We start from the raw sequence: 17,629 nt of genomic DNA, 5'->3' as shown, positions 1-17,629 counted from the left end.
TAGCCTCCCCCTCATGGACCTGCACATCACGACTCTCGCCGAACGCCCCGAACTCGAGGGGCAGATGTGGAACATGAAGGACCTCTGGCCGGAGTTCATGATGTACGACCCGGTCGGCTGGGCCAACATGGGCCGCATCGTCGCCGAGTTCCCGGAGTACGTCCTCGTCGCCACCGACGGGAACGCCGAGGGGGCCTCCGGTGGCGCCGTCGTCGCCCGCGGCTTCAGCGTGCCCTTCCAGCTCCGGGCCGCCGGCCGCGGCGAGCTGCCGGCCACCGGCTGGGACCAGATCCTGCTCTGGGCGTTCTCCGACCTCCGGCACGGCCGCACGCCGGACACCGTCAGCGCGATCGAGATCACCGTCGCGACGAGCGCGCTCGGCAACGGCGTCTCGCACCGCATGCTGGCCGCGATGCGCGCCAACACCCGGCGCCTCGGCTTCGCCGAGCTGGTCGCCCCGGTGCGTCCCAACGGCAAGCACCTGGAGGCCGCGTCCTCCATCCACGAGTACGCGTTCCGCACCCGCGAGGCGGACGGCCTGCCGCACGACCCGTGGCTGCGCGTCCACGTGCGGGCGGGCGGCGTCGTGGAGAAGGTCGCCCCGGCGTCGATGACGGTGAGCGGGTCCGTCGAGCAGTGGCGCGCGTGGACCCGCCTGCCCTTCGACGCCGACGGCCCCGTCGAGGTCGAGGGCGCCCTGGTGCCGGTGCACTGCGAGGCCTCCCGGGGCTACGCGGTCTACGTCGAGCCGAACGTCTGGGTCCGCCACGCCGTCTGAGCCCGGCCCCGCTCCGCCCCGACACGCGAGAAGGCGTGAAGGCCACCCCCCTCCGGAGGCCTTCACGCCTTTCGCCCTGTCGGATGCCGGCCGGCCCGTCCGTCCCCCGTACGGACGGGCCGGACCGTCAGCCGAGGCTCTTCTCGTCCACGACGTCCTTCTTCGCCGGAGCCTTCGCCACGACCGGCCTGTCGAAGTCGGACAGGGCGATCGTGCCGGGCTCCCTGCCGCCGGTCGTGACGACCTTCAGCAGATACGGCTTGCCCTCCGTGGCCACGTAGAACGTGCTCTTCTCGCCGCCCAGCGTCTGCCGCAGCACCAGCGCCCTGCGGCCGTCGAGCGTGGTCTCCTCGCCCTGCACCGTGCCCCTGCTCGTCTGCTCGAAGTCGGCGAGCAGCGCCTTCAGGTCGCAGAGGTCGAGCATGTCCTTGGCGTCCGGGTCCTTGGCGTCCGTCTTCATCCAGCGGCCCTTGAGCTCCTTGAGCACGGCCTTCTGGACGTCCGGCGACTCGCCCTTCACCTGCTCCTTCAGGAGCGCCTCGTCGAAGCGGAGGTAGACGGCCTTGTCGGCCGGGCGGACCAGCTCGGCCGTGCCCGTCGCGCCGATCGCCATCGTCCCCGTGCACTGCCCCTGAAGATCCGTCGACACGGAGGACTTCATCGGCCCGTCGGTGGTCCTGACGTCGATGGCCAGGTGGAGCGACGTGGCCGTCTTCGTCGTGTCGACCGCCTTGTCGAGGATCTGGGGCCCGCTCAGGCCGCCGAAGGGGCCGGCGGGTGCGGCGGCGTCGTTCGTGCCGCCGGAGAAGGGACCGCAGGCGGTCGCGCCGAGCGCGACGGCGGAGCAGAGGGACGCGGCGAGAGCGGCGCGGCGGAGGCGGGCGGTGGCGGGCATGGTGGGTTCTCCGAGGGGGGTCGGGCGTACGGGGTGCGCGGGACGGGGCGGGACGGGGCGGGACGGACGGGGGCGGGACGGGACGGGACGGGGCGGGACGGGGTCGCGGGGATGCGGCGGGAGGGCACGGGCGCCCGGGAGTCGCGAGGTCCACGACATGCGTGTGTCCTCCCGGACGGTCAGTCCGTCCGTCGCGATGGGTCAATGACAACAGAGAGTGTGAACCGAGTCAACATGGTTCACGTGTGATGGGTCGGCTCACGCTGTGAAGCGGTGACGGTGGCGTTCGTCAGTAAGATCTGCGGCACACACACGGCAATGAGGGAGTTGGGGCAGGTGCCCGACAGCGCAGCTGAGGTGACCGCCGCGGGCATCGCCCGTCTCGCGGGGGTCGGCCGGGCGGCCGTGAGCAACTGGCGCCGCCGGCACGCCGACTTCCCCAAGCCGGTCGGCGGCACCGAGACCAGCCCGTCCTTCGCCCTCGCCGAGGTCGAGGCCTGGTTGCGCGACCAGGGCAAGCTCGCCGAGGTCCCGCTCGCGGAGCGGGTCTGGCAGCAGGTCGCCGGCCATCCCGCCGGCGCCGCCACCGCCCTCGCCCACGCGGGCGGCGTCCTCCTCCTCGTACGGGACCGGGCGGCGGCCTGGCCCGCGCTCGCGGGCGCGCCCGACGACCGGCTCGCCGAGCTGCTGCCGGTGCCCCTGGAGGAGACGCTGACGGAGCGCTTCGGCGCGGAGCGGGCCGTCCGCACGCCCACCGCCCGGGCACTCGGCCCCTCCGTCCCGCTGCTGCGCGGGGTCGCCGAGCTCGCGGCCGGGACGAGCCCCCGCGAGGCCTTCGACTTCCTGCTGGGCCGGCACCTCGACGCCAACCCGCGCCAGTACACGCTCACCCCGCCCGGCCCCGCCGCCCTCATGGCCGCCCTGGCGGGACCCGCGGCCACCGTCCTCGACCCGGCCTGCGGCACCGGCTCCCTCCTGCGCGCGGCAGCGCCCGGGGACACCCCCACCGCCCTCTACGGACAGGACACCGACCCCGACCTCGCCGCGCTCACCGCCCTGCGTCTCGCGCTCGGCACCGACGCCGCCGTCGACGTCCGCGTCCTGTCCGGCGACAGCCTGCGCGCCGACGCCTTCCCGGCCCTCGCCGCCGACGCCGTGCTGTGCCACCCGCCGTTCAACGAGCGCAACTGGGGCCACGACGAACTCGCCTACGACCCGCGCTGGGAGTACGGCTTCCCCGCCCGCACGGAGTCCGAGCTGGCCTGGGTGCAGCACTGCCTCGCCCGGCTGCGCCCCGGCGGCACCGCCGTCCTCCTCATGCCGCCCGCCGCCGTCTCCCGCCGCTCCGGCCGCCGCATCCGCGCCGACCTGCTGCGCCGCGGCGCCCTGCGGGCCGTCGTCGCCCTGCCGGCCGGCGCGGCGCCCCCGTACGGCATCCCGCTGCACCTGTGGGTGCTGCGCAGGCCCGTCCCCGGCGAACGCCCGCCGGCCGAACTGCTGCTCGTCGACACGGCGCCCGAGACCGTGGCGGTGACCGGCGGCGGCCGCGACCGGCTCGACTGGCCGGCCGTCGAGAGTGCCGTCCTGGCCGCCTGGCGGGCCTTCGACCGGGACGGCGCGATCGACGAGACGCCCGGTGGGAGCAGGGCCGTGCCGGTCGTCGAACTGCTCGACGACGACGTGGACCTGGCCCCCGCCCGGCACCTTCCGCCGCCCGCCGCCGCCGAGGGCGCCGCGCAGCTGGCCGGGGTGCGCACGCGTCTCACGGAGACCCTGCGCCGCACCCGCGAGCTGACCCCGCCGCCCGCCGCCGACACCGGCGCCGTCCCCGGCACCGTGCGCTGGCCGGCGACGACCGTCGGCGAACTGGCCCGGGCCGGCGCCCTCACGCTGCGCGCCGGCGGTACGGGCACGGCGGGCGCCCACCCCGGCTCCGGCCCGGTCGCCGTCCTCACCGACACCGACGTGCTGGCCGGCCAGGCGCCCTCCGGCACGCTTCCGGAGGCCCCGGCCGGCGCTCCGGCCGAGCCGCCGGTGCTGCTCGCCGCCGGCGACGTGGTCGTCCCGGTCCTCGGCGGCGGCGCGGTCGCGCGGGTCGTCGACGCGGCGACGGCGGGCGCCGCCCTCGGCCGGAACGTGCATCTGCTGCGCCCGGACCCGGCGGCCCTCGACCCCTGGTTCCTGGCCGGGTTCCTGCGCGCCACCGCCAACAAGCGCCAGGCCAGCTCGTACGCCTCCACCGCGACCCGGCTCGACGTCCGCCGCCTCCAGCTGCCGCGGCTGCCGCTCGCCGAACAGCGGCGCTACGGTGCCCGGTTCCGCGCCCTGGCGGAGTTCGAGGAGGCGCTCCGCCTCGCGGGGCGGCTCGGCGAGCAGCTGGTGCAGGGGATGTACGACGGCCTGGCGGACGGCACCGTGGAGCCCTGAAGGTCTCGGTCCGGAGAAGCCTGAGGTGACTGTCGCGGTCGGTGTATACGCTCATCCCCGACAGAACCGTCACAGGACCGATCCGGGAGCAGCAATGTACGGCCACGGCTACCCCCAGCCCACGCCACCGCCGCGCGGCGTCCCGGCGAACGTCATCGTGCTGAGGGTGGTCTTCGCGGTGCTCCCGCTGCTCAGCTGCGGGCTCCTGACCTGGGTGACGGCGCTGCGCATCGGTCTGCTGACCCGCCGGGTGGCCGACTGGATCCTGCTCGCCGTCTCCGTGGCGGTCGTGATCGCCGGCATCGTCCTGATGCCGGACGACCCGGAGACGACCCAGGCCGACTGGGCCGTGGGGCTCGTCCTGGTGAACGCGGCCGCCTTCACGGCGTACTTCCTGGTGGTGGACATCCGTCACGACCGCACGGCGATCCGCGGGCAGGCGTCTCCGCCGTACAACCCGTACGCGCCGACGGTGCCGCAGCAGCCCGCCTACGGCTACCCGCCGCAGCCGCAGCCGCAGCCGCAGCCCCAGCCCCAGCCCCAGCCGCGGCAGGTCGCGCCGCAGCAGCCGCCGGTGGCCAGTCCCCGCATCGACCAGGTCCGCGCCGAGCTCGACGAACTCAGCCACCTGCTCCGCAAGGACCCGCGGGAAGGCGGGCAGTGAACGGCCGTGTCATCGGCGGTCGTTACGAGCTCTCCACGCTCATCGGGCAGGGCGGCATGGGCCAGGTCTGGACCGCCTACGACGGCCGGCTCGACCGGAGGGTGGCCGTCAAGCTGCTCAGCCCCGCCACCATCAGCGGACCGGCCACGGCCGCGGAGGAGCTCAGGCGCCGCTTCGTGCGCGAGTGCCGGGTGACCGCGCAGGTCGACCACCCCGGCCTCGTCACCGTCCACGACGCGGGCAGCGACGGCGACGAGCTGTATCTGGTCATGCAGTACGTGGAGGGCGCCGACCTCGCCGACCACCTGGCCGAGCAGGACCCGTACCCGTGGGCGTGGGCGGTGTCCGTCGCCGCCCAGCTGTGCGCCGTGCTCGCGGCCGTGCACGCGGTGCCGATCGTGCACCGGGACCTCAAGCCGCGCAACGTGATGGTCCGCCCCGACGGCACCGTCACCGTGCTCGACCTGGGCATCGCGTCCGTCCTCGACACCGACACCGACACCACCCGCCTCACCCACACCGGTTCGCCCATCGGCACCCCCGCGTACATGGCGCCCGAGCAGGCCATGGGCGGCGCCGTCGGCCCGTACACGGACCTGTACGCGCTGGGCGTGCTGCTGCACGAACTCCTCAGCGGGAACGTGCCGTTCGCGGGCTCCACGGCGCTCGGCGTGCTGCACCGGCATCTGTACGAGCCGCCCGTCCCGGTCCGCCGGCTGCGCCCCGAGGTGCCCGAGGCCCTCGAAGCGCTCGTGCTGCGGCTGCTCGCGAAGGACCCGCAGGCGCGCCCGTCGGGCGCGCAGGAGGTGTACGAGGCGCTGCTGCCGCTCCTGCCGCCGCGCGGCGCGCCGGGCCCCTCGGGACCGCTCGACCCGACGCGTTCGTTCCGCCGCCCGCACGCGCCCTGGCCCGACCGGGCGGTGCAGGTCGTCGCGGCGCCCCCTCCGCCGGCGTACGCGCCGGCGAAGCCGGACGTGGCGGCGGCCGTCGACGAGGTGAAGCGGCTGCTCGCCGAGGGCTCGATCACCCAGGCCGTGGACATCCTCGGCGGCATCCTCCCGGCCGCCGCCGCCGAGCACGGCGAGCACTCGCCGGTCGTCCGCATCCTGCGCAAGCAGTACGCGACGACGCTGCTGGACGACGGCCAGTACCGCCGCGCCCTGCCGGAGCTGCGCCGCCTCGCCGAGGACCGGGCGGCGGAGGCGGGCCCGGCCGACCCGCAGACCCTGCAGTTCCGCTACGACGTGGCGCTGTGCCTGGAGCAGCTGGGCGACCCGGCGGCCGCGCTCACCGAGTACCGCGCGCTCCTGCCGTACTACGCGCAGGGCGGCGCGGACCCGGACCGCCGGTCCCGCTTCTTCGACATCCGCCACCGGATCGGCCTGTTGCTGCTGGCACGGGGGGACCATGCGGCGGGACAGGGCGAATTGAGCGCGCTCCTCTTCGACGTGGAGCGGGAATACGGCCCGTACCACCCGCTTGCGGGTGATTTGCGGCGGGCCGTGGAGCGTCAGCGGCAGATGGGGCGCGGGTTCTGACGGGTCGGCAGGATCACGAGTCCGTACCGGAATAGCCAATGGAACACGTGAGTCCGGAATGTGCTGATGTGTCCTGTGTAACGTGCGCGTTCGATCATGTCCACGTCGCGCAAGGATTCCCGCATGGCCACGCCTCCGCAGCAGCACGCCGACCCCTTCGCCGCCACCCCTGGTGCCCCGGCGCCGGCCCCCGAGCCCCAGAAGCAGGGCGGCTTCATGAAGAAGCTCGGCGGCGTACTGCTCCTCCTCGTGCTGGTCGCGGTCGTCGCCGTGGTCAAGTTCGGTGTGGGCTTCGGATTCGACTTCCTGGCGGGCAAGACCCCGGTTCACGCCGAGGTCGGCGACTGCCTCACCATCACCGGCCCGGACAGTGCCCCGAAGGTCGACACCGCGGACTGCTCCTCGGGCAAGGCGAAGCTCTTCAAGGTCGCTCAGCTGCACGAAGGCACCTTCGACCTGGACAAGTGCGACGAGACCAAGTACACGGCCCTGGCTCAGCAGTACGGCCCGGACAAGTTCGTTCTCTGCGTCCAAGAGGTCGCGGCGAAGTAACCCGCCCGCATACGGGGGAGGGGCCGGCCCGCTGGGGCCGGCCCCTTTCCGTGTGTCCGGGGGCGGTCCGGAGGTCCTCGCGGCACGGCCCCGCGTCTCCGGGTGCCCGACGCCTGGCTAGACTTCTCGGCTCCCTGCTCCTCAGGAGGTCGTCCGCGTGTTATCCATACGGGTGTTGGCCGGTGCCGCGTCTGCCCTGGTGATCCTTGCCCTGTCCGGCTGCTCCGCCTCCTGGGGCTGCACCGACACCACGGCGGAGCGCGGTGAGGCGGGCGTCCGAGTACGTGTCGTCGACCCGTCCGGGCGGCCGACCGGCGTCACCGCAGAGGTCGCCGGCTGGAGCCTGGAGCCCCACCCGCAGGTGCCCGCCCAGGGGGACCAGGTCCACTTCCGGTACCGCTTCGACGGCTCCGACGGAAGCTCCGCCCCCGCGGTGGACGTCTGCGCGGTCGACGAGGAGCGCGTGGCGCTGATGTGCCAGACGCTGGCCTCGTCCGAGGCGTTCGGACCGCGGGGCGCTCTCACGGGCGACGGCTGGCTCTCCGTCGCACAGCCCGCGCGGGTCGCGGGAGTGCTCCTGCTCCCCAACGACCTCTCCTACGGGCGGCGGACCTGCGAGCAGGACCTCAAGGACGGCGGAGGGATCCATCCCCCCGCACCGGCCGGAGTCGGGGACCGCCTGTAGGCCTCCGCCCGGCGCCCGGGGCGTGATCGGCCGGGATCCGGTGGCCCCCGGCGGGAGGAGGGCCGGATCGTGGACGAGCGCGGTCCGGTGTGTCGGGCGATCCAAAGAACAAGTACCGGGGGAAAGAACCCACCCCCCCCTCCAGCCTCCCCGGCGGCAACACGTGTGCGACCGTCACCCACATGAGGGAATTGACCCAACTGGGCTGGATTCGCGCCCTGTTGCCTGGCATATGCTCGCGGCGACCCGACAAACGAATCGGCCCCCGGCCGGGACTAGCGATCCCGATCGAGGGCCTGACCAACGAGGAAGACAGACCTTCCCTGATGGATACCCCACACCCTAGCGGGCGCCGTCACGCCGTGCCCGCGACTCCCGGGACTGCCACCCGATCCGGTGTCACTCACGCGAAAATCAGGCAGACCCGCGACTTCTCGGTCATTGACAACGGCCTGCTCCAGAACCGGCGCATGTCGCTCGTCGCCAGGGGCCTCTCGTCCTACATCCAGTCGCTCCCCGAGGGGGCCGACGTCTCCATCCGCGCCCTCGCCGCCACGTGCCCCGAGGGCGAGGTCCGCATCGCCGCCGCCCTCCGGGAGATCGAGGAGTTCGGCTACCTGGACCGCACGAGGGTACGGCTCCCCAACGGCCAGGTGATCACCTGTACGAGGTCCTACAACCACCCGGACGCGCGGTGGGCGGCCAGGCCGTCCGAGCCGGAGCCTGCGCCGGAGCCGGGCCCGGCTCCTGCTCCGCCCCTGGCGCCGGAGCCGTGGCCGGAGCCGGACCCGTGGCAGGGCGTGGACCTGTGGCAGGGCCCGGAACTCCAGTGGGAGCGCGCCCTGGTCCGGCAGCCGGAGCCGGAGCCGGAGCCGGAGCCTGCGCCGGAGCCGGACCTGGCCGTGGACATGGACCCGTACCCGTGGGCGGAGCATGACCCGCAGCCGGACCCCTGCGTGGACCGGGACCCGGACACGGCCCCGGAGAGGGACACGGACCCCGACAGCGCTCCCGCCCGGCAACTTGAGCCGGAGCCGGAGCCGGAGCCGGAGCCGGAACCCGACCCCGACCCCGTACCGCCGTCGGGCGGTGGTGCCCCCGCGCCCCTGCGGGGGCGCGCGGGGGAGGCGGCGCCGCGCCCGAGGTCGGTGCGCCCGTTCCGGGCGAACGCCGCCCCGGCGCCGCCGCCCACGGGCCCCGCCGCCGAACTGCTCCTCGGCTTACGCGCCGCCGAACCGCGCCTGGTGCTCTCCGCGCGGGACGTCCACCGCCTCGCGCCCCACGTGGACGCGTGGTTCGCCCGCGGCTGCACTCCCGACGCCGTACGCCGCACCCTCACCGCGTGCCTGCCCGACGGCCTGAGACACCCGGCCGGCCTGCTCGCCCACCGCCTGACGGAGCTGCTCCCGCCGCCCCTTCCGGCCCGACCCGCGGCCCCGGACCCCTTCCAGACGTGCGAGGACTGCGACCACGCGTTCCGGGCGCCGGAACCGGGCCGGTGCCGCCCCTGCCGCACCCGCACGGCGAGCGCCGCCTAGCCTCGCGCTTTCATGGCTGCTGCTCGTACCCGGTGGCCGGGATGACACGGCCCGACGGCCGGGGTTCACACCCACTGGTTGATCGCCGCGACGTGAACGGCCGCCCCGAAACGCACGGCGAGCTTGTCGTATCTGGTCGCAACAGCCCGGTGCTGCTTGAGGCGGCTGATCCCGCACTCCACCGCGTGACGCGCCTTGTAGTCCTGCCGGTCGAAAGCCGGCGGGCGGCCACCGGAGGATCCGAGGCGCTTGCGGTTGCGGATCTGGTCGGCCGGCTCCGGGATCGTGCACCGGATCCGCCGTACGGGGACCGCCGTCCGGGCGCGGCGGGCCTCGCCTAATGCGGCGAGAAGAGCACGACGACGAAACCCACCGCGAGGAGGATGACGGCGGGTACGACGACGAGGCCGAGCACGGTGGGAGTCAGCAGGTCCCGGACCTGCCTCGAAGGTCGGATGCGTGCGGCCTGGTCCGTGCTCAGCTCCCACCACGCGACGACCTGCTGGAACTGTTCCTCGAAGTCGGGGGCGGGATACGTGTCGCTGCGGTAGAGCCCGGGCAGCGAACGACGTCGGCCGCCCTCCACGAACATGCGGACCGCGTAGGTCGACCCGTACGTGCCCTTGGTCTCGCGCACGTCGATCCACCGGATCTCGCGCCAGGGGTAGGTGCGGCCTCGTCCGAGGCCCCAGCAGATGGTGATGCCGTCGGCTCCGACCCGGCTCCAGCTCCGCAGCGACAGGAGGATCACCGGCACGACGAGAGCGATGATCCCGCCCGTCAGCAAGGAGAACGCCGGCGGACGGAGTTGGACGAACGCGGCGACCCCCTCGACGCTCACGGCGACGACTGCCAGCACCACGAGCGACTTCTGCGGACGGAGGCGCTCCCTCGCCCGGAAGCTCAGTTCGATCATGCCTGGCTCTGCGCTTCCCGCGGACTCACGACCATGCCCGATCCCCCTGCCCATGCCATGAAAGAGACCCGTTCTCGCGACTCGGAATGCCCCCCCATGGTCGGAGAACCGACGGACTCACGACCATGCCGGGTTCCGGCAGAATCCGACCGGTGTTCCCTGCCGTCGGCCGACGGCCTTGACGCCTTCCACGAACGCGGACCAGGCGGTGGCCTCGAAGGTCCCGGTGCCGCCCGTATCCGCAGCCGGGTGTGCGGACTGTGACGGGCTCGCCGCGCGGCGGCGGGAGGCGCGGTCGCGGTACGACGGGAGGGCGGAGACCGACGCGAACGTGCTCCTCCGGCGGCATCTCGCGGAGGAGCACGGGGGGTGAGCGGGGTGGTGGGCGTTCAGGCGTGCATCGCGGCCGCCTGGCCCGCCACGTAGTCGCCCGCCGGCACCTGGAGCATGACGTTCAGGCGGTTGAAGGCGTTGATCAGGGCGATCAGCGAGGTGAGGGCGAGGAGCTGGTCGTCGTCGTAGTGCTTGGTCGCGTTCTCCCAGACCTCGTCCGGGACGCCGTAGCCGTCGGCGAGGCGGGTGCCGTGCTCGGCCAGCGCGAGGGCCGCGCGCTCGGGCTCGGTGAAGACCTTGGCCTCGCGCCAGGCGGCCACCAGCGCGAGCCGGACGGCGGTCTCACCGGCCGCGACGGCCTCCTTGGTGTGCATGTCCAGGCAGCCGGCGCAGCCGTTGATCTGGCTGGCGCGGATCTTCACCAGCTCCTGGGTGGACAGCGGCACCCCGGCCTCCTCGACGACCCTGCCCGCCGCCACGAGGTGCTTGACGAGCTTGGCGGAGACCGGGCTGCCGAAGATGTTGAGACGCGGTTCCATGAGGGGCTCCTCTTCCGTTTCCTGTGTTGTCGCCGGCGCCTTGCCGAGCGGCTTCAACCCTGGGACGAGACGGCCCGCCGGGCTGTGACACGGCCGGACGTGACCCGCGTCACGTCCGGCCGCGGCGGGGGAGCGGCGTCGCAGCGCGGGTCACAGGCTGCGGGCGGTGATGTCGCCGTTGGAGGTCGTCGCGCGGATGTCGAGCGCGGGGGCGCCGTCGTTGCGGAGGGCGTTGCCGACCCGGCCGTAGGCGGTGCCTGCGTCGAGGGTGGCCGAGACGCCGGCGGCGGCGCCGACCGTGATGTCACCGGACTGCGTGCTCAGGACGAGCGTGCCGCGGACGGCCTCGGCGATCCGGATGGCGCCGCGCTGGGTGCTGATCTCCGCGGGGCCGTCCAGCCGGCCGACCTCCACGTCGCCGTCGGTGGCGGTGAGGCGGAGGCTCGCGGTCTCGTCGAGGGCGATCCGGCGGTAGGCGCCCTCGAAGGTGACGTCGCCGAGGCGCCCCTCGGTGCGCAGTTCGGCCGCGGCGGCCCTGCCCTCGACGCGGGAGCCGGCGGGCAGTTCGACGACGACCTCGACGGAGCCGGTGTCGCCCAGGATCCGGTTCTCCGCCGCGGGGCTCTCGATGCGCAGGACGCCGTCGGCGAAGGTGACCGCGATGCGTTCGGCGGCCTTGGCGTCGCGGCTCTTGGCGGGGTCGGCGGGCAGGACCTCGACGGTGGTGTCGGAGCGGTCGGCGGCGTGGAGGCGGACGCGCCCTGCGGGGATCTCGACGACGGCGGTGACGGGGGCGGCGGTGGCGAACTTCAGCATGATGCTTCTCCTCGGTGTGCAGCGCGGGCCCGTGCGGCCCGTCGTTTCTGACATGGGAAACGCTACGTTGCGTTCGAGGGATGGGCAACAAGCTTGTTGCGTCAACTGACCATAGTCGCAGTTCAGGTGGCACAAATCGTTGCGTCGGATGGGAATCTAACGCAACGCCCGAGGGGTGGCGCACCCCCCTTCCATTGCAATGGAGGGGGGTGAACGCTACGTCCGCGCCGCCGGGACGAGCGGCTCGGCACCGGCGGTGCCGTCCGGGGGCGGCCGGCCTTCCGGGGCGCCCGGCCGGCGGCGCCACCGGAGCAGCGCCGGCCACGCCACGAGCACGAGCAGCGCCGCCGCGCCCGCCCCGAGGCCCGCCCGGAGCCCCGGCGGCCGGAAGGCGCACTCGACCTCGCGCTGACCGGCCGTCACCGGGGCCGCCACCAGACCGCCGTACGAGGCCGCCGCGCGCCCGTCGCAGCGCCAGCCCGCGATGGCGGGGGAGGAGAGGACGAGCGTGCCGGGGCCGCGGGGGCGCAGAGTGGCGCGGAAACCGGTGTCCGTCACCGCGACCGACGCCGGGGCCGTGGCCCGCAGGGCGGCCACGGCGGCCCGCAGCCGGGTGTGGTCCAGGCAGGCGAGCTCCGCCCCCGCCGGGACCTCCGGGCGCAGGCCCGGCACCTTCTGGACGCCCAGGGAGGTGACCGTGGCGCGCCACTTCGGCAGCTGCCCCCGCAGCCTCACCGTGCGGTCGCCCAGCCGGGCCCGGCCGGTGACGTCGGGGGCCGAGAGGAAGACCTCGGTGCCGACCCGGCAGGCGCCGTCCGCCGCCGGAGGCTCGTACACCCGGGCGCCCAGGAGGAGTTCCTGGTTGCGGAAGGGGGAGCGGCCGTAGACGGGGGCCGGGCCCGGCGGGCGCAGCGTCACGAGCGGCAGGGCTGGGCCGGTACGGACCACCGCGCCGTCGCGCCAGCGCGCGCCGACGGCGAAGAGGGCGTCGGTGACGGGGTTGTCCAGGCTCTGGAGATTGCGCCCGCGCGAGGTCCAGCCGACGCCGAGCGCGGCCATGGTGCGGGTCAGGACGTCGGGAGTGAGGCTGCTGTAGTAGGAGCCGCCCTGGGTGCCGAGCATCATCGGCTCGTTGCCGGTCCTCTGGGTGCGGCCGGAGTCCGTGCGGTAGGCGGGCCAGCCGTCGGCCCCGGCGAGCGCGGCGGTCCGGCGGGTGTCGGCCGCGCTCCACGCGGGGTAGTCGTCCAGCCGGGCGAGGCGTTCCTTGTCGCCCCAGGCGGTCGTCGCCGAGGCCTGGGCCACCAGGACCGCGGCCAGGAGCAGGGCGGCCGGCCGCCCGCGCCGTACGGACGGGGCCACGACCACGACGGCGAGGCCCGCCGCGAACAGACCCCAGCCCCAGGGCGTCGCCTCGGCGCTGCCGAGCGCGGCGAGGGCCGGCAGCCCGACCACCGCCGCGCCGCCCAGCAGGGAGCGCCGGTCCGGCAGACCGTCGGCGATCGCCGCCCAGGCCGCGAGGACGAGCACGCCGGTCAGGACGAAGGTCTGCCGGTACGGGCTGCCGTTGGGCGTCGCGAAGCAGTGCCACACCAGATGGGTCGGGCCCCACTGGAGGGAGAGCGCGACGCCCGCCACCACGGCCGGCCACAGCCACCGGCGGCGGAAGAGCAGCGAGGCCGCGAGCACCGGGACCGCGGTGAAGACGAACAGGGCCGGGGTGGAGAAGCCGTATGTGGCGGGCATCAGCCGGGCCGCCAGGTCCGCGCCGTCCGCCGCCGTGAAGTCGCGCACGACCCCCGGGAACGCCTGCCGGGTGCCGAGGAGGACGGGTAGCAGCACCGGAGCGGCCAGGCCCACGCCGACGAGGACCGTCAGCGCGCCCCGGAGCAGCACCCGCCACCGCGGGGCCGTCACCAGCAGCACGAGTGCGGCGCCCAGCGTCGCCATGTACGCGGTGTAGAAGTTGGCGGTCCAGCACACGGCGACGACCAGCGGCCCGAGCAGCGGGCGGCGCCCCTCCCGTACCCACACGCCCACCAGGCAGAGCAGCGGGAAGGCGATGAGGCCGTCCATCCACATCGGGTTGTAGACGGCCTCCAGGACCGCCCAGCCGCACAGCCCGTACGCCGCGCCGAGCAGCCCCGCACCCCACCACACGCCCGGCCGCATCCGCGTCAGCGTGAACGCCATCGCGGCGGCCGCGGCCGCCATCTTCAGGAGGGTGACCGCGTAGAGCGCGTACGCCAGGTCCGCGCGCGGGGCGAGGGCCACGAGCGGGGCGAAGGGGCTGCTCAGATAGGTGCCCAGGTCGGGCAGGAAGCTGGTGCCCCAGCCCGACTGCCAGTTCAGCAGCAGCCCGCCGTCGGCCCGGCCGTGCAGCAGGTCCCACAGGCGCGCGTGGAAGGGCAGGTACTCGTTGCCCAGGTCATTGACGCTGCGCCGGTGCGAGCCGAAGGGAAACGTGTCGGCGACGGCGTCGCCCGCGCACACGGCGAGGACGGTGAGCATCCCGGCCAGCGCCGGCGGGCGGCCCGCACCGGCCGCCGCCCACCCGTTCTTCCCGATCTTCCGGATCTTCATCGTGGAACGAATATGGCAGTGACAATGCCGAAATCCGCCCCCGGGCCGGGCAGTTCATTCAATGGTCGTCTGATGGTCACCGGTGGAATCCGACGGGGACATCCGCACCGGTTGTCGTGTCGTGCGTGCTGCTCTCGATCGTGGTCCCGTGCTTCAACGAAGAAGAGATCATCGGTCGCTTCCACGACCATGTGACGAAGGAACTCTCCCGTTTCGAGGGAGAATTCGAGATCGTCTACGTGGACGACGGAAGCCGTGACCGAACGCTGCCCCTCCTGCAGGGGATCGCCGATGCCGATCCCCGGGCGCGCTACGTCTCCTTCAGCCGCAACTTCGGCAAGGAGGCCGCCATGCTGGCCGGCCTCCGGCACGCGCTGGGCGACGCCGTCGTCATCATGGACGCCGACCTCCAGCACCCGCCGGAGCTCGTGCACCGCATGGTGGCGCTGCACGCGGAGGGATACGACCAGGTCATCGCCCGGCGCACCCGCACCGGCGACCGGGTCACCCGCACGGTGACGGCCCGCGCGTACTACTGGGCGATCAACCGGCTCGTGGACGTCGAGCTGGTCGACGGCGTCGGCGACTTCCGGCTCCTCTCCCGCCGGACCGTCGACTCGGTTCTGGAACTGACCGAATACAACCGCTTCTCCAAGGGCCTCTTCGCCTGGGTCGGATTCCGGACGACGACTTTCGCGTACGAGAACGTGGTGCGTGAGCAGGGGCGTTCCACATGGACGTTCGGAAAGCTGCTCAACTACGGTCTCGACGGCCTTCTCTCCTTCAACAACAAGCCCCTGCGCGCCGCCGTCTATCTCGGAATGGCGCTCGTCGCGGTGGCTTTCGCCTACGCCGCCTGGATCGTCGGTGTCGCCCTGGTGAACGGCGTGGACACACCCGGCTATGTCACCCTGCTCGTGACGGTCACGGCCCTCGCCGGGGTCCAGATGGTGATGCTCGGACTGGTCGGCGAGTACGTCGGCCGCATCTACTACGAGGTGAAGCGGCGCCCGCACTACCTGGTGCAGGCCACCAACGCGACCGTCCCCGGACAGCGCCGCGACGCCGCCGCACACGACGAGGAGCTCCTCCGGCGATGACCCGATCCGCCGTGGCCTGGCAGGTGGTGCGCTTCGGCCTGGTCGGCGCCGTCAACACCGGTACGTACTACGGGCTCTACCTGCTCCTGGGGCTCCGGCTGCCGTACCTCGCCGCGCACGTCCTGGCCTTCGCGCTGTCCATGGTGGGCTCGTTCTTCCTCACCTCGTACTTCACCTACCGCACCCGCCCGACCTGGCGGAAGTTCCTGCTCTTCCCGCTGACCAACGCGGCGAACTTCGTCATCACCACCGCCGGCGTCTACGTCCTCGTCGACCTGCTCGGCGTGGACAGCACCTTCGCGCCGCTGATCGCCGCGGCCGCCGCGATCCCCGTCACCTTCGTGCTCTCCCGGACGATCATGCTGGGACCCGACACCACCCGAACACGTGAGTCGTTGACCGAAACAGTCGCCTCCAAGTAGTGGCCCGGGCCACGGCGACTGCCTAACATCGATCACCGCACGGTCGTCCCACTGACGCACGACCCACGCCGGGAGGCTCCTTTGCACCGCCGCACTGCGCTCTCCGTCTCCGCCGCCGCGTTCCTCGCCGCGGCCCCGCTGCTCACCGCCTGTGGCAGTGACGCCCACCCGGGAGCGGCGGCCGTCGTCGGCGGCCGGCGGATCGAGGTGTCCAGCCTCCAGGCCCAGGTCGAGGACGTGCGCGCCGCGCAGCAGGCCTCGCCGCAGGCCGCGACCCTCATCCGGGAGACCGGCGACCTCAGCCGGCAGAAACTGCACGACATGATCTTCGACCGGGTGGTCGACAAGGTCGCCGAGGACAACGGGGTCACCGCGAGCCGCGGGGAGATCCAGCAGGCCCGCGGCGAGTTCGCCCGCCAGAGCGGCGGCGAGGAGCAGATGGCGGCCGTGCTGCTCCAGCAGCGGGGCGTGGCGCCCGGCCGGATCGACGACGTCGCCCGCCGGGCCGTGCTCATGAACAAGATCGCCGAGAAGCTGGGCGCCACCGACACCCCCGAGGGCCAGAAGAAGCTCACGGAGGCCTTCAGCCGGGCCTCCAAGGACCTGCGGATCGACGTGAACCCGCGCTACGGCAGCTGGGACAACGACAAGATCACCCTCGCCGCCTACTCCGCGCCGTGGGTGCGCCAGATCAGCAAGGCCCCGGCGGCGGGCGCCTGAGGGGCCCTTCCCCGACGACGTAGGGTCGAGGGGTGAACACCGACACCTCCGGCACCGACACCCCCGGCGCTCCCGGCACCGAGACCGCCGGCCGCATCGTCCTGCTCACCGCCAGCCACCGGGTGGCTCCGGGCCTGCTGTCCTGGCCGGCCTGGCAGACGCTGCACGGGGCGGACCGGGTGCTGTGCGGCGACGCCGACCACCCGCAGCTGCCGTACCTGCGGGAGGCCGGGGTCGCCGTCGAGCTCCTCACACCCTCCGCGCCGGAGCTCGTCGAGGCCTGCGCGGGTGGCCGGACGGTCGTCGTGCTGCCGTCGGGCGAGGGGGACCGGGCGCTGACCGACGGGCTCGCGCGGATGGCCGGCTCGGGCCGGGCCGTCATGCCCGACCTGGAGCTGCTGCCCGGCTCGTACGACCTGCCGGGGGCCCGGCTGCTCGACCTCGTCCAGGTCATGGACCGGATCCGGCGCGAGTGCCCCTGGTCCTCGCGGCAGACCCACCAGGGCCTCGCGAAGTACGGCATCGAGGAGGCGTACGAGCTCGTCGAGGCCATCGAGGACGGCGACCGGGAGGCGCTCCGCGAGGAGCTGGGCGACGTGCTGCTCCAGGTCGTGTTCCACGCACGGATCGCCCAGGAGGACGCGGAGGAGCCGTTCTCGGTGGACGACGTGGCCGGGACGATCGTGGAGAAGCTGATCCACCGCCACCCGCACGTCTTCGGGGACGCGACGGCGACGACGCCGGAAGAGGTCAAGGAGCACTGGCTGCGGACGAAGGCCGTCGAGAAGCAGCGGGAGTCCGTCACCGACGGGGTGCCGCTCGGTCAGCCGGGGCTCGCCCTCGCGGCGAAGCTCGCGAGCCGCGTGCGGACCGCCGGGCTCGGCGTGGCGCCGCCCTCGGGCGACGGCATCGGCTACGAACTGCTCGCCCTGGCCGTACGGGCGGAGGCCGCCGGGGTGGACCCGGAGGCCGCGCTGCGGGCGGCGGGCCGGCTCTACCGCGACGCCATCCGCGCGGCGGAGGGCGTGGAGACGGCGTAGCGCCCGACCGGCGGGGGCGGGACGGAAGAGGACGGCGTTCCCCCGGGGCGGGCGGGCGTGAGGACGGCTCCCGGGGCTGACCCGGG

General features: G+C 73.8%; 16 protein-coding genes. 11 read left to right on the top strand and 5 right to left on the bottom strand.

What is annotated here, in order from left to right; genetic code table 11:
- The first annotated feature begins 13 nt into the window (after positions 1–13).
- A complete protein-coding gene (locus ACGF1Z_RS29180) occupies positions 14–778 on the top strand; it encodes an N-acetyltransferase (protein WP_393009005.1) in 765 nt (254 codons plus the stop codon).
- 127 nt (positions 779–905) lie between these two features.
- Here ACGF1Z_RS29180 and ACGF1Z_RS29175 read toward each other — a convergent pair whose 3' ends face one another.
- Positions 906–1,673 (bottom strand): hypothetical protein, encoded by a 768-nt coding sequence (locus tag ACGF1Z_RS29175; protein WP_393009004.1) that lies wholly within the window; start codon positions 1,671–1,673, stop codon positions 906–908.
- 318 nt (positions 1,674–1,991) lie between these two features.
- Here ACGF1Z_RS29175 and ACGF1Z_RS29170 point away from each other — a divergent pair, with 318 nt between their 5' ends.
- The 6 genes from ACGF1Z_RS29170 to ACGF1Z_RS29145 all read left to right on the top strand — a co-directional run bounded on the left by ACGF1Z_RS29170 (position 1,992) and on the right by ACGF1Z_RS29145 (position 9,077).
- Positions 1,992–4,100, top strand: coding sequence for an N-6 DNA methylase (locus ACGF1Z_RS29170; RefSeq protein ID WP_393009003.1), 2,109 nt, complete (start codon positions 1,992–1,994; stop codon positions 4,098–4,100).
- A gap of 94 nt (positions 4,101–4,194) precedes the next feature.
- The gene (locus tag ACGF1Z_RS29165) at positions 4,195–4,764 is read left to right on the top strand and encodes a hypothetical protein (RefSeq protein ID WP_393009002.1); all 570 of its coding nucleotides are present in this window, start codon (positions 4,195–4,197) and stop codon (positions 4,762–4,764) included.
- A complete protein-coding gene (locus ACGF1Z_RS29160) occupies positions 4,761–6,302 on the top strand; it encodes a protein kinase (RefSeq protein ID WP_393009001.1) in 1,542 nt (513 codons plus the stop codon). The genes ACGF1Z_RS29165 and ACGF1Z_RS29160 overlap by 4 nt, the downstream gene beginning before the upstream one ends.
- 123 nt (positions 6,303–6,425) lie before the next feature.
- Positions 6,426–6,854, top strand: a complete 429-nt coding sequence (locus tag ACGF1Z_RS29155; protein ID WP_393009000.1) for a hypothetical protein — start codon at positions 6,426–6,428, stop codon at positions 6,852–6,854.
- 157 nt (positions 6,855–7,011) lie between these two features.
- Positions 7,012–7,539, top strand: coding sequence for a hypothetical protein (locus tag ACGF1Z_RS29150; protein ID WP_393008999.1), 528 nt, complete (start codon positions 7,012–7,014; stop codon positions 7,537–7,539).
- A gap of 470 nt (positions 7,540–8,009) precedes the next feature.
- Positions 8,010–9,077, top strand: a complete 1,068-nt coding sequence (locus tag ACGF1Z_RS29145; protein WP_393008998.1) for a helix-turn-helix domain-containing protein — start codon at positions 8,010–8,012, stop codon at positions 9,075–9,077.
- A 337-nt stretch (positions 9,078–9,414) separates the two neighbouring features.
- Here ACGF1Z_RS29145 and ACGF1Z_RS29140 read toward each other — a convergent pair whose 3' ends face one another.
- The 4 genes from ACGF1Z_RS29140 to ACGF1Z_RS29125 form a co-directional block, all read right to left on the bottom strand.
- Complete coding sequence (locus tag ACGF1Z_RS29140; RefSeq protein ID WP_393008997.1) at positions 9,415–9,993, bottom strand: hypothetical protein; 579 nt, start codon at positions 9,991–9,993, stop codon at positions 9,415–9,417.
- 389 nt (positions 9,994–10,382) lie between these two features.
- Entirely contained in the window at positions 10,383–10,865 is a 483-nt protein-coding gene (locus ACGF1Z_RS29135; protein ID WP_393008996.1) for a carboxymuconolactone decarboxylase family protein, read from the bottom strand.
- Between the two features lie 150 nt (positions 10,866–11,015).
- Positions 11,016–11,681, bottom strand: a complete 666-nt coding sequence (locus ACGF1Z_RS29130) for a DUF4097 family beta strand repeat-containing protein (RefSeq protein ID WP_393008995.1) — start codon at positions 11,679–11,681, stop codon at positions 11,016–11,018.
- Between the two features lie 216 nt (positions 11,682–11,897).
- Positions 11,898–14,261 carry a YfhO family protein gene (locus tag ACGF1Z_RS29125; protein ID WP_393008994.1) on the bottom strand — a complete coding sequence of 788 codons (2,364 nt, stop codon included), beginning with the start codon at positions 14,259–14,261 and terminating at the stop codon, positions 11,898–11,900.
- A gap of 125 nt (positions 14,262–14,386) precedes the next feature.
- On the opposite strand from ACGF1Z_RS29125, the gene ACGF1Z_RS29120 reads away from it, so the two are divergent.
- The 4 genes from ACGF1Z_RS29120 to ACGF1Z_RS29105 all read left to right on the top strand — a co-directional run bounded on the left by ACGF1Z_RS29120 (position 14,387) and on the right by ACGF1Z_RS29105 (position 17,543).
- On the top strand, positions 14,387–15,361 hold the full coding sequence (locus tag ACGF1Z_RS29120) for a glycosyltransferase family 2 protein (protein WP_393008993.1): 975 nt from the start codon (positions 14,387–14,389) through the stop codon (positions 15,359–15,361).
- Positions 15,358–15,783 carry a GtrA family protein gene (locus tag ACGF1Z_RS29115; RefSeq protein WP_393008992.1) on the top strand — a complete coding sequence of 142 codons (426 nt, stop codon included), beginning with the start codon at positions 15,358–15,360 and terminating at the stop codon, positions 15,781–15,783. The genes ACGF1Z_RS29120 and ACGF1Z_RS29115 overlap by 4 nt, the downstream gene beginning before the upstream one ends.
- Before the next feature lie 81 nt (positions 15,784–15,864).
- The gene (locus ACGF1Z_RS29110; RefSeq protein WP_393008991.1) at positions 15,865–16,503 is read left to right on the top strand and encodes a SurA N-terminal domain-containing protein; all 639 of its coding nucleotides are present in this window, start codon (positions 15,865–15,867) and stop codon (positions 16,501–16,503) included.
- Between the two features lie 32 nt (positions 16,504–16,535).
- Positions 16,536–17,543, top strand: a complete 1,008-nt coding sequence (locus ACGF1Z_RS29105) for a nucleoside triphosphate pyrophosphohydrolase (RefSeq protein ID WP_393008990.1) — start codon at positions 16,536–16,538, stop codon at positions 17,541–17,543.
- Positions 17,544–17,629 lie beyond the last annotated feature (86 nt).

It is taken from the genome of Streptomyces sp. NPDC048018, assembly GCF_043202995.1.
GTDB lineage: Bacteria > Actinomycetota > Actinomycetes > Streptomycetales > Streptomycetaceae > Streptomyces.
Note: the sequence above shows the minus strand (reverse complement) of the source record. Positions and strands in the feature narration are given on the sequence as shown.

Bases quoted from the DNA above. Each gene is read 5' to 3' on its own strand.
- ACGF1Z_RS29180 (WP_393009005.1), top strand. From the start codon at position 14: ATGGACCTGCACATCACGACTCTCGCCGAACGCCCCGAACTCGAGGGG.
- ACGF1Z_RS29175 (WP_393009004.1), bottom strand. From the start codon at position 1,673: ATGCCCGCCACCGCCCGCCTCCGCCGCGCCGCTCTCGCCGCGTCCCTC.
- ACGF1Z_RS29170 (WP_393009003.1), top strand. From the start codon at position 1,992: ATGAGGGAGTTGGGGCAGGTGCCCGACAGCGCAGCTGAGGTGACCGCC.
- ACGF1Z_RS29165 (WP_393009002.1), top strand. From the start codon at position 4,195: ATGTACGGCCACGGCTACCCCCAGCCCACGCCACCGCCGCGCGGCGTC.
- ACGF1Z_RS29155 (WP_393009000.1), top strand. From the start codon at position 6,426: ATGGCCACGCCTCCGCAGCAGCACGCCGACCCCTTCGCCGCCACCCCT.
- ACGF1Z_RS29145 (WP_393008998.1), top strand. From the start codon at position 8,010: ATGTCGCTCGTCGCCAGGGGCCTCTCGTCCTACATCCAGTCGCTCCCC.
- ACGF1Z_RS29140 (WP_393008997.1), bottom strand. From the start codon at position 9,993: ATGATCGAACTGAGCTTCCGGGCGAGGGAGCGCCTCCGTCCGCAGAAG.
- ACGF1Z_RS29135 (WP_393008996.1), bottom strand. From the start codon at position 10,865: ATGGAACCGCGTCTCAACATCTTCGGCAGCCCGGTCTCCGCCAAGCTC.
- ACGF1Z_RS29130 (WP_393008995.1), bottom strand. From the start codon at position 11,681: ATGCTGAAGTTCGCCACCGCCGCCCCCGTCACCGCCGTCGTCGAGATC.
- ACGF1Z_RS29125 (WP_393008994.1), bottom strand. From the start codon at position 14,261: ATGAAGATCCGGAAGATCGGGAAGAACGGGTGGGCGGCGGCCGGTGCG.
- ACGF1Z_RS29115 (WP_393008992.1), top strand. From the start codon at position 15,358: ATGACCCGATCCGCCGTGGCCTGGCAGGTGGTGCGCTTCGGCCTGGTC.